Genomic DNA, 24,622 nt, shown 5'->3' on the forward strand with positions numbered 1-24,622 from the left:
CCTGTGGGAGAGTAGGACGCCGCCGAACAATTTTTGTAGCTCGGGTCCCCCGGATTTATTCGGGGGACCCGAGCTTTTTCGCGTTACAGGCCGCGGTAGGCGAGCCGCACCAGGAAGAACTGCACGACAGGGCCGACGGCGACCGCGTACAGGACGGTGCCGATACCGACGCTGCCTCCGAGCAGCCAGCCCGCCGCGAGCACGGTCAGCTCCAGCAAAGTGCGGACGAAGCGAATGGATCGTCCGGTGACGGCGGCCGCGCCGGTCATGAGGCCGTCCCGGGGGCCGGGGCCGAAGCGCGCGCCGACGTAGACGGCCACGGCCAGGCCGTTGAGCAGGATGCCGCCGATCAGCAGGCCGTAGCGGGCGGACAGACCGAAGTGCTGCGGAATGAGCTGGAGGCCGAGGTCGGAGGAGCCGGCGAGCACGACGATGTTGGTGACCGTGCCCAGCGTCGGGCGTTGCCTGAGCGGAATCCAGAGCAGCAGCACGAGCAGGCCGATGGCGCCGCTGGCCATGCCGAAGCTCAGCACGGAATGCCTCTCCACACCCTGGGTCAGCACGCTCCACGGCCCGAGCCCCAGGCCGGCCCGGACCATGAGCGACAGACTGAACCCGTACAGGGCCAGGCCCGCGAGGAGCTGGGGGAGCCGCCGCAGCGGGCGCTCGCGCAGGGGGGCGTAGCTGAGGGGCGGCAGTGGTGGGTGGCTGCCGGGTGGTCTGGGTGGGGCGGTCGTGTGCCCCTGCTCGTGACGTCGTTGCAGCGCGCGCTCGTACCGGTCGGTGATCTGCTGCGGCATGCCGGTTACCCCCACATGGATGTACTTCAAGGCCATTGAGGGGAGTCTGTACAGTGATTGGTCTAGGGAGTACGGCCAATCTGGAGACAGTGGTATGGCTGAAGTGGACCCGTTCCGGCCCGTGGACAGGGTGGAGCGCAGTGGGCGGACCGTGGGCAGCAGGCAGTTGGCGCTGTTGCTGCCCGACCCGGCGGGGGCGCGGCCCGCGTACCGGCATCTGGCGCAGGCGGTCAGCAGGCTGATCCTGGACGGGCGGATCGCGTTGCACGTCAAGCTGCCCGCCGAGCGGGAGCTGGCCGTCGCTCTGAAGACCAGCAGGGCCACCGTGACAGCGATGTACGACCTGCTGAGGGAGAGCGGGTATGCGCGCAGCCGTCAGGGCTCGGGCACCTGGACGGCGCTGCCGGAGGGTGGCACGCCCAGTGGCCTGGCGCGGGCGCTGGGGCCGCCGGACGCCACCGTCGACCTGGCGCGAGCGGCGCCGGGGTTGGAGGAGCGGCTGCTCGTCGACGCTCTCGCCCGGGTCGCCCCGCGGCTGGCCGAGCACGCACGCACCCCCGGATATCACCCTTTCGGGTTGCCGGAACTGCGCGCCGCCATCGCCGAACGCTTCACCCGGCGGGGTCTTGCCACCGTGCCGGAGCAGATTCTGGTGACCTCGGGCGCCCAGCACGCGCTCACCCTGGTCCTCGGCCTGCTCTGCGGTCCCGGTGACCGGGTCATGGCGGAGAACCCGTCGTATCCGAACGCGCTGGACGCCATGCGCCGGGCCAGGCTGCGTACCGTCTCCGTTCCGGTGACGGAGACCGGCTGGGACATCGAGATCGTCGAGTCGACCCTGCGTCAGGTGGTGCCGCAACTGGCCTATCTGATCCCCGACTTCCACAATCCGACCGGCTGCCTCATGCCCGACCACGAGCGCGCCCGGGTGCTGCGGGCCGCGCAGCGCTCGGGGACCTGGCTGGTCGTCGACGAGACCCTGGCGGAGCTGGCGCTCGACGTGCCCGCACCAGCGCCGTTCGCCTCCTTCGCCGCGGGGGCGGCGGGCGGGACCGGTCAGGTCATCACCGTCGGCTCGATGAGCAAGACGCACTGGGGCGGTCTGCGGATCGGCTGGCTGCGCGCGCCTTCGCAGCTGGTGACCGAGCTCGCGGGGCAGCGCGTCGTCAACGACATGGGCGGTTCGGTCCTGGACCAGCTCGTGGCGCTCGATCTGCTGGCCAGCGCCGACGAGATACTGCTGTCGCGCCTTGACGACCTGCGGGCGCAGCGCGCGGCGCTCGTCGCCGCCCTGGGTGAGCACCTGCCGCACTGGAACTGGGAACTGCCGTCCGGCGGACTGTCGTTGTGGGTCGACCTGGGTGAGCCCATCGCCACGGCGCTGGCCGAGCGGGCCATGGACTACGGCGTACGGATCGAGGGCGGCGCCTACTTCGGCACCGACCCCGGTCTCTTCGAACAGCGGCTGCGGATTCCGTACACGACGGATTCCGACACCTTGCGCGAGGCGGTACGCCGTATGGCCACCGCGCTCGCCGACGGCGTCCCCGCCTCGGCGGCCGTCCGACGGCCGCACTGGGTGGCGTGAGTCGCCGACTTCCCTGAGCTGACTTCCCGGGCTGACCTCCCGAGCCGACCTCCCCGAGCTGACGGACCGGCAGCGGCGGGGAGTCCGCTACTGCTTGTTCGCCGCGCGGGTCAGCTCGATGTCGAGGGCCTCGCGGCGGATCCGCTGGTCCATGTACAGGAGCGAGGTGACGGCGGCGCTGATCGGCAGGGTGAACATGGAGCCGATCGCGGCGCCGACACCGGTGATGATCAGGAACGTCCAGCTCGGGTTGGAGTCGCTGGACAGGAAGCTGCCGAAGCTGTCGTTCGTCACGCCCCCGGCGAGCAGCATGAACGGCACCTGGATGATGGACGCGGCGATGTTCACCAGGAGCAGTGCGAGCAGTTGCACGCCGAGTACCCGCCACCAGGCGCCGCGTACCAGCTTGGCGGAGCGCTTCAGGGCGCCGATGACGCCCTGCCGTTCGAGCATCAGGGCGGGCGCGGCCAGGCTCCACTGGACCGCGATCCAGATGACGACCACCATGCCGCCGACGAGGCCGAGGAACGCGAGCGCCCCGCCACCGTCCTCCGCTCCGGCCAGCGCGATCAGGGCGCCGGGCAGGACGGACACGGCGAGGATCGCCACGAGGGCGAGCGGGATCAGCAGGGTGAGGCCGAGGAGGGAGCGCAGCCGTGGCCGGGCGTCGCGCCAGGCGTCGCCCGCCGTGACCGTACGGCCGAGCACCGCGCGACTGGTGACCATGGCGAGCAGTGCGCCCGCGATGATCGTGGCGAAGAGGACGACGAGGAGGGCCAGCCCGGAGCCCGCGAGTGCGCCGCGCAGCGCGTGCAGGATGTCGCTGACGCTCGGGTCGGGGTTGTCCCTGAGGTTCTTGAGCCGGGTGTCGTCGAGGAACAGGCCCTGGACGACGACGCCGACGCCCTGGGTGAGGAGGGCGATGACGAGGGTGAAGCCCAGGATCGTGCGCCAGTTGAGGCGCAGGGTGGCGATGGCCCCGTCGAGGATCTCGCCCGCGCCGAGCGGGCGCAGCGGGATCACCCCGGGCTTGGGCACCGCGGGCCTGCCCCACCCTCCCTGGTGCTGCCAGCCGGGTGCGGTGCTGCCCCAGCGCGGACCGCCGGCGTACGGCGCTCCGCGCGGCGCCTGTGGGCCCTGAGGGGGCGCCCACTGGCCCCAGCCGCCCCCAGGCGGGGCCGCGGGGCCTTGGGGACCCGTGGGGCCCGCGTGCCCGCCAGCGGGGCCCGGGACGCCGTCAGGCGCGCCTCCCGCGGGCGGGCCGCCGGGTGTGTGCTCCCAGCGGCCGGCGGGCGGCTGCTGCGCCGACCAGCCGCTGCCCTGGGCACGGGGGGAGGCGGGCGGCGCGTCTTCCGGGGAATCCGGGGATTCAGAGGAAACCGGGGACTCGGCGGAAACCGGGGACTCCTGGGTCGTGGGCGTGGGCGTGGAGCTGGGGTGGTCGCCGTCCTCCGGCTCGGGTGAGTCGGAGGATCCGGGCGAGGCCCAGCCCGGAGTGTTGGTCATCGGAGGCTGCCCCTTCGCATGGTGCTCGTCGCTCTACTGTCCGCCATCGTGCCATGGGCTGCCGTAGCCGGGGTTTGGCAGGGCAGACTGGACAGATGGGTGATCACTTCGCGCGACCCGAAACCAACGTCAACTACGGGGCCGCCTACGGCCCCCATGCGGACTCCGGTCCCGGCGCCCCGCCTGGTCAGGTCCCCGGGCCCGCCGGCGCCGTTCCCGCGCTGCGCTGGGAGGAACCACCTGAGGGGCCTGTTCTGGTGCTGCTCGACCAGACCCGACTTCCGCAGCGCGAGGTCGAGTTGGTCGTCACGGATGTGCAGGCGCTGGTGCTGGCGATACGTTCCCTCGCCGTCAGGGGCGCTCCGCTGCTGGGCCTGGCCGGCGCGTACGGCGTCGCTCTCGCCGCCGCGCGCGGCTATGACGTCGAGGAGGCCGCGGAACTGCTGGCGCACGCGCGGCCGACCGCGGTGAACCTGGGCTACGGGGTGCGGCGGGCGCTCGCCGCCTGCCGCGAGGCCGCACCCGGCGGTGAGGCGGCGGCCGCCCTCGCCGAGGCGCGGGCGCTGCACGCGCAGGACGCGGCGGCCAGCACCGCGATGGCGGAGCACGGGGAGCGGCTGCTGGCCGAGCTGGTGCCGGGGGGCGGCTACCGGATCCTGACGCACTGCAACACGGGCGCCCTGGTCTCGGGCGGAGACGGTACGGCGCTCGGTGTCGTGATGGCGGCGCACCGTGCGGGTGAACTGCGGCGGCTGTGGGTGGACGAGACCCGTCCGCTGCTGCAGGGTGCGCGGCTGACGGCGTACGAGGCGGCGCGGGCCGGGATGCCGTACACGCTGCTGGCGGACAACGCCGCGGGCTCGCTGTTCACCGCCGGTGAGGTGGACGCGGTGCTGATCGGCGCGGACCGGATCACCGCGGACGGCTCGACGGCGAACAAGGTGGGCAGCTATCCGCTGGCGGTGCTGGCGGCGTACCACCATGTGCCGTTCATCGTGGTGGCGCCCACGACGACGGTCGATCTCGACACCGAGGACGGCGCCGCGATCGAGGTGGAGCAGCGTCCGGGCAGCGAGGTGACGGACCTGGCGCCGTCGCCGCTGGGCACCCAGGCGTACAACCCGGCGTTCGATGTGACGCCACCGGAGCTGATTACTGCGATCATCACGGAGAACGGGGTGGTCTCCCCGGTCACGAAAGAGGCGCTCGTAACTGTGTGTAATCAGTCGGTGCGTCGGGAAGGCTCTGACTAGGGGGAACGGGGCACCGCGGATGCGGACATCAGGGGACAATGGTCGCGTAGCGTGACCTCGATCACCAAAGGTCACCAGCAACGATATGCAAATGGGATGATGGTCGTTATGAAGGGACGAGTCCTGGTCGTCGATGACGACACCGCGCTGTCAGAGATGCTCGGCATCGTGCTGCGTGGAGAGGGTTTCGAGCCGTCGTTCTGTGCCGACGGTGACAAGGCCCTGGCCGCTTTTAGGGAGACCAAGCCTGATCTGGTCCTCCTTGACCTGATGCTGCCCGGAAGGGACGGCATCGATGTCTGCCGCCAGATCCGTGCGGAGTCCGGTGTGCCGATCGTGATGCTCACGGCGAAGAGTGACACCGTGGACGTCGTGGTCGGTCTCGAGTCGGGTGCCGACGACTATGTGATCAAGCCGTTCAAGCCGAAGGAACTCGTCGCCCGGGTCCGGGCGCGGCTGCGGCGTGCCGAGGAGCCCACCCCCGAGCAGCTCACCATCGGTGATCTGGTGATCGACGTGGCCGGGCACTCGGTGAAGCGCGACGGGCAGCCGATAGCGCTGACGCCGCTGGAGTTCGACCTGCTGGTGGCGCTCGCCCGCAAGCCCTGGCAGGTGTTCACCCGCGAGGTGCTACTGGAGCAGGTCTGGGGTTACCGGCACGCGGCCGACACCCGGCTCGTCAATGTGCACGTTCAGCGGCTCCGGTCCAAGGTCGAGCAGGACCCGGAGCGTCCGGAGATCGTCGTGACCGTCCGTGGTGTCGGTTACAAGGCGGGACCCGGCTGAGATGTGCGCGTCGTACGAGCGTGAGCGACTGGAGAGCCGGCTTGCGGACCCCATGCGGGGTCTGCTGCCGGTGATCCGCTCGTTCGTGCGCTGGGCACGGCGTCCGCTGCAGCCCGTGACGAGGCTGTGGCGGCGCAATCTGCAGTTGCGCGTGGTGGCCTTCACCCTGCTGATGTCGGTGGGTGTGGTGCTGCTGCTCGGCTTCGTGGTCATCGGGCAGGTCAAGAACGGTCTGCTCGACGCCAAGGAGAAGGCCGCGGAGAACCAGGCGATCAGCGGCTTCTCCATCGCGCAGGACATGGCGGACAAGGGCGGCCAGCCGCAGGACACGGCGGGTTCCGGCGCCCAGCACGGCGCCGTCGACTCCGGCGCCTGGCTGACCAACCTGGTCCAGCAGTTCGGCAGCGGCGGCAAGGGCGTGTACTGGATCGTCACCCTCAGCCCCGGCGGCGGCGACGAGCAGTCGTTCGGCGAGGGCAGCACCAACGCGCGCGGGCCGCGCGGCTCCGGCCCGATCCTGCCCGACGCGACCATCCCCAAGTCGCTCAGCGACGCCGTGGAGACCCATACCGGCGCGCTCAAGCAGTACACGACCGTGGTGACGGACGACGGCAACCCGCCGGAGCCCGCGCTCGCCGTCGGCAAGCGCCTCACCGATGTCAACGGCAACGCGTACCAGCTGTACTACCTCTTCCCCTTCGACCAGGAGGAGAAGACGCTCGGCCTGGTCAAGGGCACGCTGGCGACCGCCGGGATCTTCGTGGTGGTGCTGCTCGGCGCGATCGCCTGGCTGGTGACGCGGCAGGTCGTCACGCCGGTACGGATGGCCGCCGGGATCGCCGAGCGGCTCGCGGCGGGCCGCCTCCAGGAGCGGATGCAGGTCTCCGGCGAGGACGACATCGCGCGCCTGGGCGAGTCCTTCAACAAGATGGCGCAGAACCTCCAGGTCAAGATCCAGCAGCTGGAGGACCTGTCGAGGATGCAGCGCCGATTCGTCTCCGACGTCTCGCACGAGCTGCGGACCCCGCTGACCACCGTGCGGATGGCGGCCGACGTCATCCATGACGCGCGGACCGACTTCGATCCGGTGACCGCGCGCTCCGCGGAGCTGCTGCAGAACCAGCTCGACCGCTTCGAGTCGCTGCTCTCCGACCTGCTGGAGATCAGCAGGTTCGACGCGGGCGCGGCAGAGCTGTCCGCCGAGCCGATAGACCTGCGGGAGGTCGTCCGCAGGGTGGTGGACGCCGCCGAGCCGCTGGCCGAGCGGAAGGGCAGCCGGGTGTCGGTGCGCGGCGACGCGCAGCCGGTGATAGCCGAGGCCGATCCCCGCCGGGTCGAGCGCGTCCTGCGCAATCTGGTGATGAACGCGATCGAACACGGCGAGGGCCGGGACGTGGTCGTACGGCTGGCGACGGCCGACGGCGCGGTGGCGGTCGCGGTACGGGACTACGGCGTCGGACTCAAGCCCGGCGAGGCGACCCGGGTGTTCAACCGGTTCTGGCGGGCCGACCCGGCGCGGGCGCGTACCACCGGTGGTACGGGCCTAGGTCTGTCGATCGCCGTCGAGGACGCGCGGCTGCATGGCGGCTGGCTGCAGGCGTGGGGCGAGCCCGGTGGCGGCTCGCAGTTCCGGATGACGCTGCCGCGCACCGCCGGCGACAGCCTGCGCGGATCGCCGATCCCGCTGGAGCCCGACGACTCGCGGCGCAACCGCGGACTGAACTCCTCCGGGCTGCCCGTCCGCCCGGCGTCGCAGGTCCCGGTGCCGCGCACCGGGGACCCGGGCACCCGCGGCGTCACCGGGATGCCCGGTGGCTCCCCGACGATGCCGCAGATGCCCCAGATACCGCCCATGCCGTCCGCACCGGCCAGGCCGCCGTCGGCCGATCCCGCAGCGCTGCCCGGCAGCGGCGCGCGTGTGGTGGAGCGCAGGGAGACCGTGCGGGAGGACGACATCTGATGCGAGCGATGGGGGGCCGGGGGCGGCGTCTTCCGCGGACCTGGCCGGTGCCGGTGTGCGCGGTCCTGCTGCTGGCGGGGTGCGCCTCGATGCCCAGCAGCGGCGAGGTGCGCAAGGTCGGCGAGAGCGACGGCCAGCGCGCCGACGCCGGCTCGCAGGTGCGGGTCTTCGGCATCCCGCCGCACTCCGGGGAGAGCGCCTCCGAGATCGTCAGCGGCTTCATGGAGGCCACCACCAGCGGTGAGGCGGACTTCGCCACGGCGAAGAGGTACCTGACCCGGGGCCTGTCGCAGACCTGGAACCCGTTCGCCCAGATCACGGTGCTGTCCGCCGGCGGTCACCTGACCGAGGACGGGGGAACCGGCCGCAAGGAGGGGTACACCACCGTCACCCTGTCCGGCAGCAAGACCGCGAGCGTCGACGCCAAGCACGCCTACCAGCCCGGGCAGGGCAACTTCCAGACGTCGATCCACCTGGTGCGGCAGAACAACGAGTGGCGGATCGACGACCTGCAGAACGGCCTGGTGCTGTCCCAACAGGACTTCCAGCGCATATACCACTCGGTGAACATGTACTACTTCGCCGACCTGGGCTCGGACGTGCAGCGCACCGGGAGTGTGCAGAAGACGCTGGTCGCCGACCCGGTCTACCTGCGCAACCAGCAGCAGGACCCGCTGGTGTCGACGGTCTCCACGCTGCTCGGCGGCCCCACGGACTGGCTGTCCCCGGTGGTCTCCTCGGCGGCGCCCGCGGGCATGCGGCTCTCCGACAAGGACTCCGACCACGGGGTCTCCATCGACGACTCGCAGCACCTCAAGGTGCGGCTGGAGCACGCCAACCAGTTCGGCGGCGCGCGGTGCACGGACTTCGCCGCGCAGCTCTACGCCACCGTGCAGGCGCAGGCGTCGGCGAAGCTGGCCGCCGTCGACGTGCTGCGGGCCGACGGCACCACGGCGTGCACGCTGCCCAGCACGCAGGCGCAGACGTACGGGCCGGAGAACCTGGTCGGTTCCTCGACCCGGCAGTACTACATCGACTCCGACCAGCACCGGCTGCGGGAGCTGACCGGGGACACGACCAAGGCGGACCCGGTCTCCGGGCCGTTCGGCGCGAACAAGGCGAATCTGGACGCGGTCGCGGTGCGCCGGGACGAGCAGATGGCCGCGGGCGTACGGAGCAACGGGCGCCAGCTGGTTGTCGCCTCGCTCATCGACGACGAACAGTTCCACGCGCCCGTGGTGTCCAGCGCCGTGAAGGACGGACTGAGCGCGCCGAGCTGGGACGGGTTCGGCGACCTGTGGGTCGCGGACCGCAATCCGGCCGAACCCAGGCTGATGATGCTCACCGACGGCAACGGCCAGCCGGCCACCGTCACCGTGCCGGGCCTCAACGGCCGGATCGAGTCGCTGCGGGTGGCCTCGGACGGGGTGCGGATCGCGCTCGTCGTGGAGCAGAACGGCGTCAGGACGCTGCAACTCGGCCGGATCGGGCGGGGCGGCACCCTGGACAAGCCGGAGTTCTCGGTGACGGGCCTGCGGCCGCTGACACCGCCGGGAGTGGGCGTCGCGTCCTTCTCCTGGGCCGGTCCCAGCCGCCTGGTGGTGGTGCTGGGCAGCGAGCAGGGCGGAGTGCAGCAGATCCAGTACGTGAGCACCGACGGTTCCGCCGCGCCCGCGCTGGAGGGCATCAGCGAGGCGTCGTCGGTCGCCGCCTCCGAGGACCAGACCCGCCCGCTGCTGGCCTCGTACAACGACAGCGTCTACCGGCTGCCGGTGGACGGTAACTGGAGCCAGGTCACCCCCAAGGGCGGCAGTCCGGTCTACCCGGGCTGAGCGACGGCCGCGAAGCCTGATCGAGCCCCGCCCGACCCAGGCGGAAAATCCGACCGGAACGCCTCCGGCCTGCCGTTCCGTGGAGTTATCCACAGGCTGGGAGGGGGGCTGGCGGCGGTCCGCCCGCGGCGGGCACAGTGGACTCATGCGGGGCTGGTGGCAGGAGATCACCGGGCTGGTGCTGCCGGTCGACTGCGCCGGTTGCGGGCGCCCGCGGACGGAGCTGTGCGAGCGGTGCCGGGTGCTCATCGGCGGCGCGGCGGGGTCGGCGGGGGCGCGCCGGGTCCGTCCGGCGCCCGAGCCCGCGGGGCTGCCACCGGTCTACGCGGCGGGCCGGTACGGCGACGAGGTGCGTGCGGTGGTGCTGGCGCACAAGGAGAGGGGTGCGCTGGGGCTGGCCCGTCCGCTGGGCGCGGCGCTGGCGGCGGCCGTGCTGCGGGTGGGCGTCGCCGGGAGGGTGCTGCTGGTCCCGGTGCCCTCGTCGCAGCGGGCGGTGGCCGACCGGGGCCATGACGCCACCGCGCGGATGACCCGTGCGGCGGCACGGGAGCTACGCCGACAGGGCGTACCGGCCAGGGCGGTCGGGGCACTGCGGCAGCGGCGGCCGGTGGCGGACCAGTCCGTGCTCGGCGCGGCCGGGCGGCTGGCCAATCTGTCCGGCGCGGTGGAGGCCGCGGGCGGCGGTGCGGCACTGCTGGGGGTGGCTCCGGTGGTCCTGGTGGACGACCTGATGACCACCGGAGCGTCACTGACAGTGGCCGCGAGAGCGGTCGCGGAAGCGGGGGGAGAAGTGGCGGGAGCGGCGGTGGTGGCGGGTCCGCATGACGCGGAACTCCACTCCGATGCGCGTCGTTGCAGGTAGTGAGGGCCAATCTTCACTCGAACGGAGGTGGGCTGTCGTTGGGGATGCCGAGTCCCACTCTCCGGGTCTATGTTCGGGGGTGAGGGAAGCGGACACTTTGGGGTGTTGATCTTCCCGGTGGGGCAGGAGGAGGTGAAAGCCGCAGCTTCGCGGTACCCGGTCAGGTCCGGGAGGCGGAGCAGCAGCTAACGCAGCGCCGGACGGGACTGGCACCCGGGCCGGCCTCAGCGAAAGGGATCGCCTCCGGAGGACCCGGAGGGATCCGGGAACGGAGTTCTGCGTGGACATCGTCGTCAAGGGCCGCAAGACCGAGGTGCCCGAGCGGTTCCGGAAGCACGTGGCCGAGAAACTGGACAAGATCCAGAAGCTCGACGGCAAGGTGATCAGCCTCGACGTCGAGGTGTCCAAAGAGCTCAACCCCCGCCAGGCGGACCATTCCGACCGGGTGGAGATCACACTGAACACCCGCGGCCCGGTGGTTCGTGCCGAGGCTGCGGCCGCGGATCCGTACGCCGCGCTGGATGTCGCGGTGACCAAGCTGGAGGCGCGGCTGCGCAAGGCCGCGAGCAAGCGGCACACCCGCCGTGGGAACGGCCGGCTGTCCGCTGCCGAGGTCGCCTCCACCGTGCCCGACGCGGCGACCATGAACGGTGAGGGGGAGCTGATCGCCGACCACGGCCCGGAAGGCGTCCCCACCACCAGGATCGGCTCGCTGGAAGTGCGCGGCGAGGGTCCGCTGGTCGTCCGCGAGAAGACCCACGCGGCCTCACCGATGGCGCTGGACCAGGCTCTCTACGAGATGGAACTGGTCGGGCACGACTTCTACCTGTTCGTCGACAGCGACACCAAGCAGCCGAGCGTGGTCTACCGCCGGCACGGCTACGACTACGGAGTCATCCATCTGAACGCGGACGAGTCCGGCGTGGAGGCCCCGGCCGGGGCGGGCGGCGCACTGCGCCGCTAGCCGGGCCGGGCCGAACGCACGCCGAGCGCGCGGGTCCCGTCAGGGTGCCCCCGGGACCGTCCCGGGGGCACCACCGCGCCAGGACGTGAAATGCTGGGTCCGTGGTCAACTCTGGCTTATGGGGGAGGATCTGATGCCGGACAGCTTTGAGCGCGGAGCCACCGGCGAGCGCGGACCCGTCTCCTATGACGAACCCGCTGGTCCAGCCCGTGCGGAGCCCATCCGGGTGCTGGTGGTCGATGACCACGCGCTCTTCCGCCGGGGCCTGGAGATCGTCCTCGCGCAGGAGGAGGACATCCAGGTCATCGGTGAGGCGGGGGACGGCGCCGAGGCGGTGGACAAGGCCGCCGACCTGCTGCCGGACATCGTGCTGATGGATGTGCGGATGCCGCGCCGCGGCGGGATCGAGGCGTGCACCTCCATCAAGGAGGTCGCCCCCAGCGCCAAGATCATCATGCTGACGATAAGCGACGAGGAAGCCGACCTCTACGAGGCGATCAAGGCCGGTGCGACCGGCTACCTCCTCAAGGAGATCTCCACCGACGAGGTGGCCACCGCCATCCGCGCGGTGGCCGACGGCCAGTCGCAGATCAGCCCGTCGATGGCGTCGAAGCTGCTCACCGAGTTCAAGTCGATGATCCAGCGCACCGACGAGCGGCGGCTGCTGCCCGCGCCCAAGCTCACCGACCGGGAGCTGGAAGTCCTCAAGCTGGTGGCCACCGGGCTGAACAACCGGGACATCGCCAAGGAACTCTTCATCAGTGAGAACACCGTGAAGAACCATGTGCGCAACATCCTGGAGAAACTCCAGCTGCACTCCCGGATGGAAGCCGTGGTCTACGCGATGCGCGAGAAGATCCTGGAGATCCGCTAGGCGGTGCGCCCCGGCCGGGCGCCGGCCCGGCCGGTCAGCGCCTAGCGCCTGTCGTGGGTCTTCTTCAGCTCCGCCTCCAGCGGCCCGCGCAGCGACTCTGGCAGCACCCGCTCGACGCGTGCCTCCGTACAGCCCACCCACCCGGCGGCCTCGGCGATGGCGTCCGCCGCCGGGATCACCGCCTTCGGGCCGTCCAGCGTGACCTGCCGGGCCACCAGGGTCGTCCCCTCGCGCGCCGGGTCCACCCGGCCCACCAGCTGCCCGCCCGCGAGCAGCGGCATCGCGAAGTAGCCGTGGATCCGCTTGGGCTTGGGGGTGTACGCCTCCAGGCGGTGCGTGAAGCCGAAGATCCGCTCGGTGCGCGGCCGGTCCCAGATCAGTGAGTCGAACGGCGACAGCAGTGTCGTGCGGTGTCGGCCGCGGGGCGCGGTCGCCAGCGCCGCGGGGTCGGCCCACGCAGGCTTGCCCCAGCCCTCGACCTCGACCGGCACCAGGCCGGTGCTGTCGATCACCGCGGTGACCTGCTCGCCCTTGAGCCGGTGGTAGTCGGCCAGGTCCGCCCGGGTGGCCACGCCCATCGCCGCCCCGGCCTGGGCGACCAGCCGCCGCATGCACTCGGTGTCGTCGAGGTCGTCGTGCAGCAGGGCGTCGGGGACGGCGCGCTCGGCCAGGTCGTAGACCCGCTTCCAGCCGCGCCGCCGGGTGCAGACCACCTCACCGGTGTCGAGCAGCCACTCCACCGCGATCTTGGTCTCGGACCAGTCCCACCACGGTCCGCCGTTCTTCGCGCCGCCGAGCTGCGTCGAGGTCAGCGGCCCGTCGGCCTTGAGCCGGTCGAGCACCGCGGCGCACGAGCGCTCGGCGTCCTCCAGCACGTGCCAGCGGTGGCCGCGCGCCCGCCGGGCCCGGCGCCGGAAGGCGAAGTGCGGCCACTCCTCGATCGGCAGGATGCAGGCGGCGTGCGACCAGTACTCGAAGGCGTGGTCACCGCTCCAGTACGCCTCCTCCACCGCCGGCCGGCCGACGCCGCCGAGCCGGGCGTAGGGGATCAGCTCGTGCGAGCGGGCCAGTACCGAGATGGTGTCGAGCTGCACCGCGCCGAGCGACCGCAGCACCCCGCGCGCCCCGGCCCGCCGGTCGGGAGCGCCGATGAACCCCTGCGCGCGCAGCGCGATCCGGCGCGCTTCGTCGGCGGACAGGGAGACCTGGGGAGACGGCAGCGGTGTCATGCCGGACAGCGTAGGACGGGCCACTGACAATCCCCGCTGACCTGCGCGGACGCCCCCTTCCGCGGGGTGCGGGGGCTGCGGGGCCGCGCTCGCGGCAGAGGTTCCGGCACGGGTCAGCCCGGCACCCCGGGCGGGTACGGCAGATACGCCGCGGCGCCCGACAGGCCCCAGTCGGAGGGCAGCAGCGAACCGCTCCAGGCGTCCCGGCGCGTGCCCGTCTGCGCGATCTTCGACCGGACGGTGCCCTCCATCACGAAGCCGATCTTCAGCGCGACCGCACGCGAGCCTTCGTTGCCCGCCTCCGCGTACCACTCGACGCGCTCCACACCGAGGCTGTCGAAGGCCCAGGCGCAGACCGCGCGCCCGGCCTCGGCCGTGAAGCCCTTGCCGCGCTGCTCCTTCGCCGTCCAGTAGCCCAGTTCCGCCTGCCGCTCGGGGCCGTGCAGCGCGCCGAGCCGGACCAGGCCCATGGAGCCGACGAGCCGGTCCTCTTCGCGGGTGAAGACACCGAAGTTGTAGAGGGTGTCGTCGCGCCAGCCCTCGGGGCAGATCCGTCCGGTGAAGTCCGCCGCGTTCTCCCGGGTATAAGGGGAGGGGACCGTCGTCCAGCGCGGAATGTCCGGATCCTGGCAGGCTTCGTACACCGCGTCGGCGTCGCCCGGCCCCAGCGGACGCAGGCACAAGCGGTCGGTGGTGAGGGTGATCGGCTCCATGGGCGCAGTATCCGGGAACGCCAATGCTGTGGAAAACCGTTTTGCCACTGCCGGGCCTCCCGGCCCGCTGGTCTCCTCGCTTACGATGGCCGTTGCAGCGGGGCCATCGGCAGAGAAAACCCCGCTGTGCCCGGCGCGAGCCAACCGCGTCAGGCCCGACCGGCAAGGAGCCCGCCTAAGTGTCCGTCTTCAACAAGCTCATGCGTGCAGGCGAAGGCAAGATCCTGCGCAAACTGCACCGCATCGCGGACCAGGTCAATTCCATCGAAGAGGACTTCGTCAACCTCACCGATGCCGAGCTGCGGGCACTCACCGACGAGTACAAGGAGCGGTACGAAGGGGGAGAGTCCCTCGACGACCTCCTTCCCGAGGCGTTCGCGACCGTCCGCGAGGCCGCCAAGCGCGTGCTCGGACAGCGCCACTACGACGTCCAGCTCATGGGCGGCGCCGCCCTGCACCTCGGTTACGTCGCCGAGATGCGCACCGGTGAGGGCAAGACCCTGGTCGGCACCCTGCCCGCCTATCTGAACGGCATCTCCGGCAAGGGCGTGCACCTGATCACGGTCAACGACTACCTCGCCGAGCGCGACTCGGAGTGGATGGGCCGGGTGCACAAGTTCCTCGGCCTCGAGGTCGGCTGCATCCTGGCGAACATGTCGCCCGCCGAGCGCCGGGCGCAGTACGCCTGCGACATCACCTACGGCACCAACAACGAGTTCGGCTTCGACTACCTGCGCGACAACATGGCGTGGTCGAAGGACGAACTGGTGCAGCGCGGCCACAACTTCGCGATCGTCGACGAGGTCGACTCGATCCTGGTGGACGAGGCCCGTACCCCGCTGATCATCTCCGGCCCGGCCGACCAGGCCACCAAGTGGTACAGCGACTTCGCCCGTCTGGTGAAGCGGCTCAACCGCGGCGAGGCGGGCAGCCTCGGCAAGGAGGAGACCGGCGACTACGACGTCGACGAGAAGAAGCGCACCGTCGCCATCCACGAGACCGGCGTCAGCAAGGTCGAGGACTGGCTGGGCATCGACAACCTCTACGAGTCGGTGAACACCCCGCTGGTCGGCTACCTGAACAACGCGATCAAGGCCAAGGAGCTGTACAAGAACGACAAGGACTACGTCGTCATGGACGGCGAAGTCATGATCGTCGACGAGCACACCGGCCGTATCCTCGCGGGCCGCCGCTACAACGAGGGCATGCACCAGGCGATCGAGGCGAAGGAAGGGGTGGACATCAAGGACGAGAACCAGACGCTCGCCACGATCACCCTGCAGAACTTCTTCCGCCTGTACGACAAGCTCTGCGGCATGACCGGTACGGCGATGACCGAGGCCGCCGAGTTCCACCAGATCTACAAGCTCGGTGTGGTGCCGATCCCCACCAACCGCGACCTCGCCCGGGTGGACCGCCCCGACCTGATCTACCGCACGGAGGAGGCGAAGTTCGCCGCCGTCGTCGAGGACATCGTCGAGAAGCACGAGAAGGGCCAGCCGGTGCTGGTCGGCACCGTCTCCGTCGAGAAGTCCGAGTACCTGTCGGCGCAGCTGTCCAAGCGCGGTGTGCCGCACGAGGTGCTCAACGCCAAGCAGCACGACCGTGAGGCGTCGATCGTCGCCCAGGCCGGCCGCAAGGGCGCGGTCACCGTGGCCACCAACATGGCCGGCCGCGGTACCGACATCAAGCTCGGCGGCAACCCCGACGACCTCGCCGAGGCGGAGCTGCGCCAGCGCGGCCTCGACCCGGTGGAGCACGTCGAGGAGTGGGCCGCGGCCCTGCCCGAGGCGCTGGAGCGCGCCGAGGCGGCGGTCAAGGCCGAGCACGAAGAGGTCAAGGACCTCGGCGGCCTGTACGTGCTGGGCACCGAGCGGCACGAGTCGCGCCGCATCGACAACCAGCTGCGCGGCCGCAGCGGCCGCCAGGGCGACCCCGGTGAGTCCCGCTTCTACCTCTCGCTCGGCGACGACCTGATGCGGCTGTTCAAGGCGCAGATGGTCGAGCGCGTGATGGCCATGGCCAACGTGCCGGACGACGTGCCGATCGAGAACAAGATGGTGACCCGCGCCATCGCCTCGGCCCAGTCGCAGGTCGAGCAGCAGAACTTCGAGATCCGCAAGAACGTCCTGAAGTACGACGAGGTGCTCAACCGGCAGCGCGAAGTCATCTACGGCGAGCGCCGCCGCGTCCTGGAGGGCGAGGACCTCCACGAGCAGGTGCAGCACTTCATGGACGACACCATCGACGCGTACATCGACGCGGAGACCAAGGAAGGCTTCGCCGAGGACTGGGACCTCGACCGGCTGTGGGGCGCCTTCCGGCAGCTCTACCCGGCGGTGGCCACCATCGAGGAGCTGGAGGACGCGGCGGGCGACCGCGCCGGCATCACCGCGGAGTTCATCGCCGAGACCGTCAAGGAAGACATCCACGAGCAGTACGCGGCCCGTGAGAAGTCGCTGACCGAGGACATCATGCGGGAGCTGGAGCGCCGCGTGGTGCTCTCCGTCCTCGACCGCAAGTGGCGTGAGCACCTCTACGAGATGGACTACCTCCAGGAGGGCATCGGGCTGCGCGCGATGGCGCAGCGCGACCCGCTGGTGGAGTACCAGCGCGAGGGCTACGACATGTTCACCGCCATGATGGACGGCATCAAGGAGGAGTCCGTCGGCTACCTGTTCAACCTGGAGGTCCAGGTCGAGCAGCAGGTCGAGGAGGTCCCCGTGGACGCCACGGTCCAGGACGCGGTGCCCTCGCTGGTCAAGGACGCGAGGCCGGAGATCCGCGCCAAGGGCCTGGAGGCGCCCAAGCGCGCCGACCGGCTGCACTTCTCCGCGCCGACCGTGGACGGCGCCGGCGGTGTCGTCGAGGGTGACTTCGAGGGTGTCGACGGCGGCTCCGAGGGTGACGGCCAGACGCGCGCCGAGCGCCGCAAGGCCGCCAAGGGCGGGCGCCGCCGCAAGAAGTAGCGCCTGAGCTGATCCGTACCGGCCGGGGGCCGGGCCTGCACGGGCCCGGCCCCCGGCCGTCGCACGTCCCGGGGCCGGGCGACGGCTCACCTGGCCTCCAGTTCCGTGCAGTGCCACCGGCCCTGGCCGTAGCCGGACCGCGCGCCGGGGCCGCCGGGCTCCAGGCGGAAGGCCAGGGCGCGGAAGACCTCGCGGTCCAGTGCGACCACCGCCGTGACCTCCAGCGCCCCGCCCGCGGTGCGGAAGTAGCGGCAGCGGTACACGTACGGGGTACGGCCGCGGACGCGCTGCCGCCAGTCGGCGCGGGCGCCGTGCAGCTCCCACAGCCGCTGGTACGCCTCGTCCCTGACCCGGCCCGCCAGGCAGGTGAGCGGCAGCCGTCCGGTCAGCACGTCGAGCAGCCGCCCGGCGAACCACAGATGGGGTGCCGGCGGCCGTACGGCGGGGCGTACGGCGGTCGCGGGACGGCCGGTGGGCCGACGGACCTCCACCCGGCCGGGCGGCGCCGCACCGGCGCCCTGCCGCCGTTGCGGGCGGGTGGCGGAAGTGGTCGGGGCGGTCGGGCGCGGCAGCACTGGTGTGGTCGGCATGAGCGGGCTCCCCTAGCGTTTTGTTACTGGCTGGTAGGCCCGGTTCTAGGGGGCGGGCGGCGGGTCCGGCAAGCATCCCGGAGGTCGCGCCGGGGCCCGGCGGAATTCACCTATCCGCGTGGTGGCGCACGTATCATTCACGCCATGCGCGTCTACATTCCCACCACCCTGCCCGGCCTCGCGGAGGCGTACAAGGCGGGTGAGCTGGGGCCCGAGCCGCTGGGCGCCTACGCGGTGACGCCGAGCCTGCGCGAGTGGTACGTCTCGGACGACATAGAGGAACTGGAGTACGCCGCGCTGACCCGGGCCGCCCAGGCGTCGCTGCGGCTGCTGGCCGCGCACCCCGAGGCGCCGCGCCGCCGTGTCGTCCTCGCTATCGACGTCGCGGACACCGCCGTCGGCTTCGACCCCGACCGCGGGCTCGACCCGGCCACGCTCGGCGAGGTCCGGCTCGCCCACACCGTGCCGCTGGGCAAGGCGGCCGCCGTCCACCTCGACGCCGACGACGCCGACGCCGACGTGGCCGCCGCGGCGCAGGCGGTCGGCGCGGCCGACGCGGGCGACGACGACGCGCAGTTCACCGTCGACGGCGCCGAGGACCACGAGCTGCTCTGGTACGCGACCCAGGAGATCCCCCACCTGATCGGCTGACCGCCGACCGCTCGCCACCGGGCTGTCGGACCCGCCGGGTACGGTTCATGGTGTGAGCACGCATCTCGTGTGGGACTGGAACGGCACCCTGTTCCACGACATCGACGCGGTGATCGAGGCGACGAACGCCTCGTTCGCCGAGCTCGGCCTGCCCGCGATCACCCTGGAGCGGTACCGGGAGCTGTACACCGTGCCGGTGCCGCGGTTCTACGAGCGGCTGACCGGCAAGCTGCCCACCGACGCCGAGTGGGCCGTGATGGACGCCGCCTTCCACCGGCACTACTGGGTACTGGCCGAGCGCTGCGGCCTGGCCGAGGGCGCCGCAGAACTGCTCGCCGCCCGCCCCGCCTCGGGGCGCACCCAGTCGCTGTGCTCGCTCGCCCCGCACGAGCAGCTGCTGCCGATGGTCACCTCGCACGGCATCACCGGCCACTTCCTGCGGGTGGACGGCAGGACCGGCTCGTCCAGCACCGGCAAGGCCGAGCAGATGGCACGGCACCTGACCGCGCTGGGCATCCCCGACCCGCGCCGGGTCGTGGTGATCGGCGACGCGCTGGACGACGCGGCGGCCGCCGCCCACGTCGGGGCCCACGCCGTGCTGTACACCGGCGGTTCGCACAGCCGGGCCAGCCTGGAGTCCGCCGGGGTCCCGGTCGTCGACACCCTCGCCGAAGCCGTAGAAGAGGCCGAGCGAATAGGGCGTGGTTAGGGCCTGTCCTGCGGTGAGCCGGGAGGCGGCGGGGGGACGGTTCCTGTCCATTCGGGCCAAAGGTGTGCGGCGGATTTGTACGAAGCCGTCTCATGACAGGCACCCCGGACAGAGCGATAGCCTTACTGCGTGATCAACGTTGATCCGTGCACCTGGGGCCTCTGCGTGCGTATGGGCACGACGAACCCCTCTCCCGGCATAGCGTCGTCCCGTAGCGGCAACCCCGCGTCACGGGACGTCGTGCCATCACCCGACGTCACGCAACGGCGCGCGACAGGAGTCAGAGGACATGCAGACCAAGCTGGACGAAGCAAAGGCCGAGCTGCTGGAACGAGCAGCCGGGGTCGCTGAGAACAGCCCAGCGGGGGGACTACCCGGCCAGGGCCTCGACAAAGAGGCGCTGACCTCGTTTCTCCAGCGGTACTACCTCCACAGCGCACCCGAGGATCTGATCGACCGCGATCCGGTCGACGTCTTCGGCGGAGCACTGTCGCACCACCGGCTCGCCGAGGTACGCCCCCAGGGCACCGCGAACGTCCGGGTGCACACCCCGACCGTCGAGGAGAACGGCTGGCAGTGCAGCCACACCGTCGTCGAGATCGTCACCGACGACATGCCTTTTCTGGTCGACTCGGTCACCAACGCGCTCTCCCAGGCCAACCGCGCGATCCACGTGGTGGTCCACCCGCAGTTCCTGGTCCGCCGTGACGTGACCGGCAAGCTGCAGGAGATCGTCGGCGCGGGCTGCGGCCCCGAGGACGGCTCGCTGCCGCACGACGTGCTCGTGGAGTCCTGGATCCACGTCGAGATCGACCGCGAGACCGACCGCGCCGACCTCAAGGAGATCACCGCCGACCTGCGGGCCGTGCTGTCCGACGTCCGGGAGTCCGTCGAGGACTGGACGAAGATGCGCGCCGCGGCCCAGCGGATCGCCGACGAGCTGGCCGCCAGCCCGCCGTCGCTGCCCGAGCAGGAGACCGGCGAGGCCGTCGAACTGCTGCGCTGGCTCAACGACGACCACTTCACCTTCCTCGGCTACCGCGAGTACGAGCTGACCAGCGAGACCGGCCCCGAGGGCGCCACGGAGGACGTGCTCGTCGCGATCCCCGGCACCGGGCTCGGCATCCTGCGCTCCGACCCGGTGCACCCCAGCGCGGACAGCACCCACCCGGGACACCCCGGGCACCCGGGCTCGCCGTCGTTCAGCAGGCTGCCCGCCGACGCCCGCGCCAAGGCCCGCGAGCACAAGCTGCTGATCCTCACCAAGGCCAACAGCCGCTCCACCGTGCACCGCCCCTCGTACCTCGACTACGTCGGCGTGAAGCGCTTCGACGCCGAGGGCAATGTGGTCGGGGAGCGCCGCTTCCTCGGCCTGTTCTCGTCCGCCGCGTACACCGAGTCGATCCGCCGGGTGCCGGTCATCCGCCGCAAGGTCGAGGAAGTCCTCGACGGCGCCGGTTTCTCGCCGCACAGCCACGACGGCCGGGACCTGCTGCAGATCCTGGAGACGTACCCCCGCGACGAGCTGTTCCAGACCCCCGCCGACGAGCTGCGGGCCATCGCCACCAGCGTGCTGTACCTCCAGGAGCGCCGCAAACTGCGGCTCTACCTGCGGCAGGACGAGTACGGCCGCTACTTCTCCGCGCTGGTCTACCTGCCGCGCGACCGCTACACCACGGCGGTACGGCTGCGGCTGACCAACATCCTCCAGGACGAACTGGGCGGCCACAGCGCCGACTTCTCCGCCTGGAACACCGAGTCGGTGCTCTCCCGGCTGCACTTCGTGATCCGCGTCGAGCCCGGGGCGCCGCTGCCCGAGCTCACCGACGCCGACATCGAGCGCATCGAGACCCGGCTGTCCGACGCGATCCGCTCCTGGTCGGACGGGTTCGGCGAGGCGCTCACCGCCGAGTGCGGCGAGGAGCGGGCGGCCGAGCTGACCCGGCGCTACGCGCAGGCGTTCCCCGACGGATACCGCGCCGACTTCGCGCCGCGCGTCGCTGTCGCCGACCTCCAGCACATCGAGGGCCTGGGCCCCGACGACTTCACCCTCAGCCTGTACGAGCCGGTCGGCGCCGCCCCCGAGGAGCGCCGCTTCAAGATCTACCGCACCGGCGCGCCCGTCTCGCTCTCCGCCGTGCTGCCGGTGCTCCAGCGGCTCGGCGTCGAGGTGGTCGACGAGCGGCCGTACGAACTGCGCCGCGGCGACCAGTCCCGCGCCTGGGTCTACGACTTCGGGCTGCGGCTGGACCCCTCGCTCGGCGACCTGGGCGACGACGCCCGCGAGCGGTTCCAGGAGGCGTTCGCCGCCACCTGGACCGACCAGGCGGAGAACGACGGCTTCAACTCCCTGGTGCTGCGCGCCGGTCTCGACTGGCGGCAGGCGATGGTGCTGCGCGCCTACGCCAAGTACCTGCGGCAGGCCGGGTCGACCTTCAGCCAGGACTACATGGAGGACACCCTCTGCACCAACGTCCACACCACCAGGCTGCTGGTCAACCTCTTCCAGGCCAGGCTCTCGCCCGACCACCAGCGGGCCGGCAGTGAGCTGACCGACGGCATCCTGGAGGAGCTGGACGGCGCCCTCGACCAGGTCGCGAGCCTGGACGAGGACCGCATCCTGCGGGCCTTCCTCACCCTCATCAAGGCGACGCTGCGCACGAACTACTTCCAGCGCCGCGCCGACGGTGAGCCGCACGCGTACCTGTCGATGAAGTTCGACCCGCAGATGATTCCCGACCTGCCGGCGCCCCGCCCGGCGTACGAGATCTGGGTCTACTCGCCGCGAGTCGAGGGCGTCCACCTCAGGTTCGGCAAGGTCGCCCGCGGTGGCTTGCGCTGGTCCGACCGGCGCGAGGACTTCCGTACCGAGGTGCTCGGCCTGGTCAAGGCGCAGATGGTGAAGAACACCGTCATCGTGCCCGTCGGCGCCAAGGGCGGCTTCGTCGGCAAGCGGCTGCCCGACCCCGCCGTCGACCGCGACGCGTGGCTGGCCGAGGGCATCGCCTCGTACAAGACCTTCATTTCCGGCCTGCTCGACATCACCGACAACCTGGTCGGCGGCGAGGTCGTGCCCCCGGCCAACGTGGTGCGGCACGACGAGGACGACACCTATCTGGTCGTCGCGGCCGACAAGGGCACCGCGTCGTTCTCCGACATCGCCAACGAAGTGGCCGTCTCCTACGGGTTCTGGCTCGGCGACGCCTTCGCCTCCGGCGGTTCCGTCGGCTACGACCACAAGAAGATGGCGATCACCTCCAGCGGCGCCTGGGAGTCGGTCAAGCGGAGCTTCCGCGAGATGGGCCACAACACCCAGGAAGAGGACTTCACGGTCGTCGGCATCGGCGACATGTCCGGTGACGTCTTCGGCAACGGCATGCTGCTGTCGGAGCACATCCGCCTGGTCGCGGCCTTCGACCACCGGCACATCTTCCTCGACCCGAAGCCCGACGCGGCCACCTCGTACGCCGAGCGGCGCCGGATGTTCGAGCTGCCGCGCAGCAGCTGGGCCGACTACGACACCTCGCTGCTGTCGTCCGGCGGCGGGATCTTCCCCCGTACGGCCAAGGCGATCCCGCTCAACGCGCAGATCCGCAAGGCGCTCGGCATCGAGTCGGCCGCCGCCAAGATCACGCCCGCCGAGCTGATGAAGGCCATCCTCCAGGCCCCGGTGGACCTGCTGTGGAACGGCGGCATCGGCACCTATGTGAAGGCGTCCACCGAGACGCACACCGACGTCGGCGACAAGGCCAACGACGCGATCCGCATCGACGGCGGCGAGCTGCGCTGCAAGGTCGTCGGCGAGGGCGGCAACCTGGGCTTCACCCAGCTCGGCCGGATCGAGTTCGCGCTGGCCGGCGGGCGGATCAACACCGACGCGATCGACAACAGCGCCGGTGTGGACGCCTCCGACCACGAGGTCAACATCAAGATCCTGCTCAACAGCGTGGTCGCGGACGGCGACATGACCGTCAAGCAGCGCAATTCGCTGCTCGCCGAGATGACCCACGAAGTCGGCGACCTGGTGCTGCGCAACAACTACGCGCAGAACGTGGCGCTGGGCAACAGCATGGCGCAGACCACCAGCCTGCTCTCCGCCCACCAGCGCTACATCCGGCGCCTGGTGCGCGACGGGCACCTCGACCGCGCGCTGGAGTTCCTGCCCACCGACCGGCAGATCAGGGAGCGGCTGGCCAGCGGCGCGGGCCTGACGCAGCCGGAGCTGGCCGTGCTGCTGGCCTACTCCAAGATCACGGTCGCCGAGGAGCTGATCCACACCGATCTGCCCGACGACCCGTATCTGCGGGGGCTGCTGCACGCGTACTTCCCCGTGCCGCTGCGGGAGCGGTTCGCCGCGCAGATCGACAGCCACGCGCTGCACCGCGAGATCATCACCACCGTCCTGGTCAACGACACGGTGAACTCCGGCGGCACCACCTTCCTGCACCGCTTCCGCGAGGAGATCGGCGCCACCACCGAGGAGATCGTGCGGGCCCACACCGCCGCGCGGCAGATCTTCCACCTCGGCGGGATCTGGGACGAGGTCGAGTCGCTGGACAACGTGGTGGACGCCGAGATCCTCACCCGGATCCGGCTGCACTCGCGCCGGCTGGTCGAGCGGGCCACCCGCTGGCTGCTCAACAACCGGATGCAGCCGCTGCAGATCGCCGAGACCATCGAGTTCTTCGCCGACGGCGTCAGCGCGGTCTGGGCGCAGCTGCCGAAGCTGCTGCGCGGCGCGGACCTGGACTGGTACCAGTCGCTGCACGACGAACTGACCGGCGCGGGCGTGCCGGAGGACCTGGCCACCAGGACCGCCGGATTCTCCTCCGCCTTCCCGGCGCTGGACATCGTCGATGTGGCGCACCGCAGCGGCAAGGAGCCGCTGGAGGTCGCCGAGGTCTACTTCGACCTCGCCGACCGGCTGCAGATCACCCAGCTGCTGGACCGGATCATCCTGCTGCCGCGTGAGGACCGCTGGCAGTCGATGGCCCGGGCCGCGATCCGCGAGGACCTGTTCGCCGCGCACGCCGCGCTCACCGCCGACGTCCTCTCGGCGGGCAACGGGACCTCCACCCCGGAGCAGCGCTTCAAGGCGTGGGAGGAGCAGAACTCGGGTCTGATCGGCCGGGCCCGCACCACCCTGGAGGAGATCCAGGGCGCCGAGGAGTTCGACCTCGCCAGCCTGTCGGTGGCGATGCGGACCTTCCGCACGCTGCTGCGCACCCACCGCTGAGCCCATGCCGGAGGGGCGGGACCCGGCCCCCCCGGCCCCCCCCCCCCCCCGTGATACGCATCCGCGAAGCCGACCGCACCGCGGCTAACGAGGGGGCGGG

Annotated in this window: 16 protein-coding genes and 1 pseudogene; 12 read left to right on the plus strand and 5 right to left on the minus strand. The window is 71.2% G+C overall.

From position 1 onward, the window contains the following. Window positions 1-83: 83 nt before the first annotated feature. Window positions 84-836, minus strand: a complete 753-nt coding sequence (locus AB0M29_RS42265; protein ID WP_365392427.1) for a hypothetical protein — start codon at window positions 834-836, stop codon at window positions 84-86. A 58-nt stretch (window positions 837-894) separates the two neighbouring features. Here AB0M29_RS42265 and AB0M29_RS42270 point away from each other — a divergent pair, with 58 nt between their 5' ends. Continuing rightward, complete coding sequence (locus tag AB0M29_RS42270; RefSeq protein WP_365392429.1) at window positions 895-2,388, plus strand: PLP-dependent aminotransferase family protein; 1,494 nt, start codon at window positions 895-897, stop codon at window positions 2,386-2,388. An 87-nt stretch (window positions 2,389-2,475) separates the two neighbouring features. Here AB0M29_RS42270 and AB0M29_RS42275 read toward each other — a convergent pair whose 3' ends face one another. Then, window positions 2,476-3,426, minus strand: a complete 951-nt coding sequence (locus tag AB0M29_RS42275; RefSeq protein WP_365392431.1) for a glycerophosphoryl diester phosphodiesterase membrane domain-containing protein — start codon at window positions 3,424-3,426, stop codon at window positions 2,476-2,478. Between the two features lie 563 nt (window positions 3,427-3,989). On the opposite strand from AB0M29_RS42275, the gene mtnA reads away from it, so the two are divergent. The 7 genes and pseudogenes from mtnA to AB0M29_RS42310 all read left to right on the plus strand — a co-directional run. Continuing rightward, window positions 3,990-5,147, plus strand: coding sequence for an S-methyl-5-thioribose-1-phosphate isomerase (gene mtnA, locus AB0M29_RS42280; protein ID WP_365392433.1), 1,158 nt, complete (start codon window positions 3,990-3,992; stop codon window positions 5,145-5,147). A 96-nt stretch (window positions 5,148-5,243) separates the two neighbouring features. Beyond that, window positions 5,244-5,933 carry an MtrAB system response regulator MtrA gene (gene mtrA, locus AB0M29_RS42285; protein ID WP_365392434.1) on the plus strand — a complete coding sequence of 230 codons (690 nt, stop codon included), beginning with the start codon at window positions 5,244-5,246 and terminating at the stop codon, window positions 5,931-5,933. Window positions 5,934-5,985: 52 nt separating this feature from the next. Beyond that, the gene (gene mtrB / locus AB0M29_RS42290) at window positions 5,986-7,893 is read left to right on the plus strand and encodes an MtrAB system histidine kinase MtrB (RefSeq protein WP_365392437.1); all 1,908 of its coding nucleotides are present in this window, start codon (window positions 5,986-5,988) and stop codon (window positions 7,891-7,893) included. Continuing rightward, complete coding sequence (locus tag AB0M29_RS42295; protein ID WP_365392439.1) at window positions 7,893-9,725, plus strand: LpqB family beta-propeller domain-containing protein; 1,833 nt, start codon at window positions 7,893-7,895, stop codon at window positions 9,723-9,725. Before mtrB ends, AB0M29_RS42295 begins: the two co-directional genes overlap by 1 nt. Before the next feature lie 145 nt (window positions 9,726-9,870). Then, on the plus strand, window positions 9,871-10,587 hold the full coding sequence (locus tag AB0M29_RS42300; protein ID WP_365392440.1) for a phosphoribosyltransferase family protein: 717 nt from the start codon (window positions 9,871-9,873) through the stop codon (window positions 10,585-10,587). Window positions 10,588-10,867: 280 nt separating this feature from the next. Continuing rightward, entirely contained in the window at window positions 10,868-11,551 is a 684-nt protein-coding gene (gene raiA / locus AB0M29_RS42305; RefSeq protein WP_365392442.1) for a ribosome-associated translation inhibitor RaiA, read from the plus strand. Window positions 11,552-11,756: 205 nt separating this feature from the next. Continuing rightward, a pseudogene (locus AB0M29_RS42310) lies at window positions 11,757-12,425 on the plus strand (response regulator transcription factor); the annotation flags it as partial. Between the two features lie 41 nt (window positions 12,426-12,466). Here the strand turns inward: AB0M29_RS42310 and AB0M29_RS42315 are convergent. Further along, complete coding sequence (locus AB0M29_RS42315) at window positions 12,467-13,654, minus strand: crosslink repair DNA glycosylase YcaQ family protein (RefSeq protein WP_365392444.1); 1,188 nt, start codon at window positions 13,652-13,654, stop codon at window positions 12,467-12,469. Window positions 13,655-13,767: 113 nt separating this feature from the next. Continuing rightward, entirely contained in the window at window positions 13,768-14,367 is a 600-nt protein-coding gene (locus tag AB0M29_RS42320) for a GNAT family N-acetyltransferase (RefSeq protein WP_365392446.1), read from the minus strand. 179 nt (window positions 14,368-14,546) lie between these two features. Here AB0M29_RS42320 and secA point away from each other — a divergent pair, with 179 nt between their 5' ends. Then, entirely contained in the window at window positions 14,547-17,336 is a 2,790-nt protein-coding gene (gene secA / locus AB0M29_RS42325; RefSeq protein WP_365392448.1) for a preprotein translocase subunit SecA, read from the plus strand. Window positions 17,337-17,422: 86 nt separating this feature from the next. On the opposite strand, the gene AB0M29_RS42330 is transcribed toward secA, so the two are convergent. After that, complete coding sequence (locus tag AB0M29_RS42330) at window positions 17,423-17,926, minus strand: Rv3235 family protein (protein WP_365392450.1); 504 nt, start codon at window positions 17,924-17,926, stop codon at window positions 17,423-17,425. Window positions 17,927-18,070: 144 nt separating this feature from the next. Here AB0M29_RS42330 and AB0M29_RS42335 point away from each other — a divergent pair, with 144 nt between their 5' ends. The 3 genes from AB0M29_RS42335 to AB0M29_RS42345 all read left to right on the plus strand — a co-directional run bounded on the left by AB0M29_RS42335 (window position 18,071) and on the right by AB0M29_RS42345 (window position 24,522). Further along, window positions 18,071-18,577, plus strand: coding sequence for a hypothetical protein (locus tag AB0M29_RS42335; RefSeq protein ID WP_365392452.1), 507 nt, complete (start codon window positions 18,071-18,073; stop codon window positions 18,575-18,577). A 52-nt stretch (window positions 18,578-18,629) separates the two neighbouring features. Beyond that, window positions 18,630-19,286: an HAD hydrolase-like protein gene (locus tag AB0M29_RS42340; RefSeq protein WP_365392454.1), complete on the plus strand. Its 657-nt coding sequence runs from the start codon at window positions 18,630-18,632 to the stop codon at window positions 19,284-19,286. 289 nt (window positions 19,287-19,575) lie between these two features. After that, window positions 19,576-24,522, plus strand: a complete 4,947-nt coding sequence (locus tag AB0M29_RS42345; protein ID WP_365392455.1) for an NAD-glutamate dehydrogenase — start codon at window positions 19,576-19,578, stop codon at window positions 24,520-24,522. The last annotated feature ends 100 nt before the right edge of the window (window positions 24,523-24,622 follow it).

Source organism: Streptomyces sp. NPDC051976 (assembly GCF_040680795.1).
In the GTDB taxonomy this organism is placed as follows: Bacteria; Actinomycetota; Actinomycetes; order Streptomycetales; family Streptomycetaceae; genus Actinacidiphila.

Bases quoted from the DNA above. Each gene is read 5' to 3' on its own strand.
- AB0M29_RS42265 (WP_365392427.1), bottom strand. From the start codon at position 836: ATGGCCTTGAAGTACATCCATGTGGGGGTAACCGGCATGCCGCAGCAG.
- AB0M29_RS42270 (WP_365392429.1), top strand. From the start codon at position 895: ATGGCTGAAGTGGACCCGTTCCGGCCCGTGGACAGGGTGGAGCGCAGT.
- mtnA (WP_365392433.1), top strand. From the start codon at position 3,990: ATGGGTGATCACTTCGCGCGACCCGAAACCAACGTCAACTACGGGGCC.
- mtrA (WP_365392434.1), top strand. From the start codon at position 5,244: ATGATGGTCGTTATGAAGGGACGAGTCCTGGTCGTCGATGACGACACC.
- mtrB (WP_365392437.1), top strand. From the start codon at position 5,986: ATGCGGGGTCTGCTGCCGGTGATCCGCTCGTTCGTGCGCTGGGCACGG.
- AB0M29_RS42295 (WP_365392439.1), top strand. From the start codon at position 7,893: ATGCGAGCGATGGGGGGCCGGGGGCGGCGTCTTCCGCGGACCTGGCCG.
- AB0M29_RS42300 (WP_365392440.1), top strand. From the start codon at position 9,871: ATGCGGGGCTGGTGGCAGGAGATCACCGGGCTGGTGCTGCCGGTCGAC.
- AB0M29_RS42315 (WP_365392444.1), bottom strand. From the start codon at position 13,654: ATGACACCGCTGCCGTCTCCCCAGGTCTCCCTGTCCGCCGACGAAGCG.
- AB0M29_RS42320 (WP_365392446.1), bottom strand. From the start codon at position 14,367: ATGGAGCCGATCACCCTCACCACCGACCGCTTGTGCCTGCGTCCGCTG.
- AB0M29_RS42330 (WP_365392450.1), bottom strand. From the start codon at position 17,926: ATGCCGACCACACCAGTGCTGCCGCGCCCGACCGCCCCGACCACTTCC.
- AB0M29_RS42335 (WP_365392452.1), top strand. From the start codon at position 18,071: ATGCGCGTCTACATTCCCACCACCCTGCCCGGCCTCGCGGAGGCGTAC.
- AB0M29_RS42345 (WP_365392455.1), top strand. From the start codon at position 19,576: ATGCAGACCAAGCTGGACGAAGCAAAGGCCGAGCTGCTGGAACGAGCA.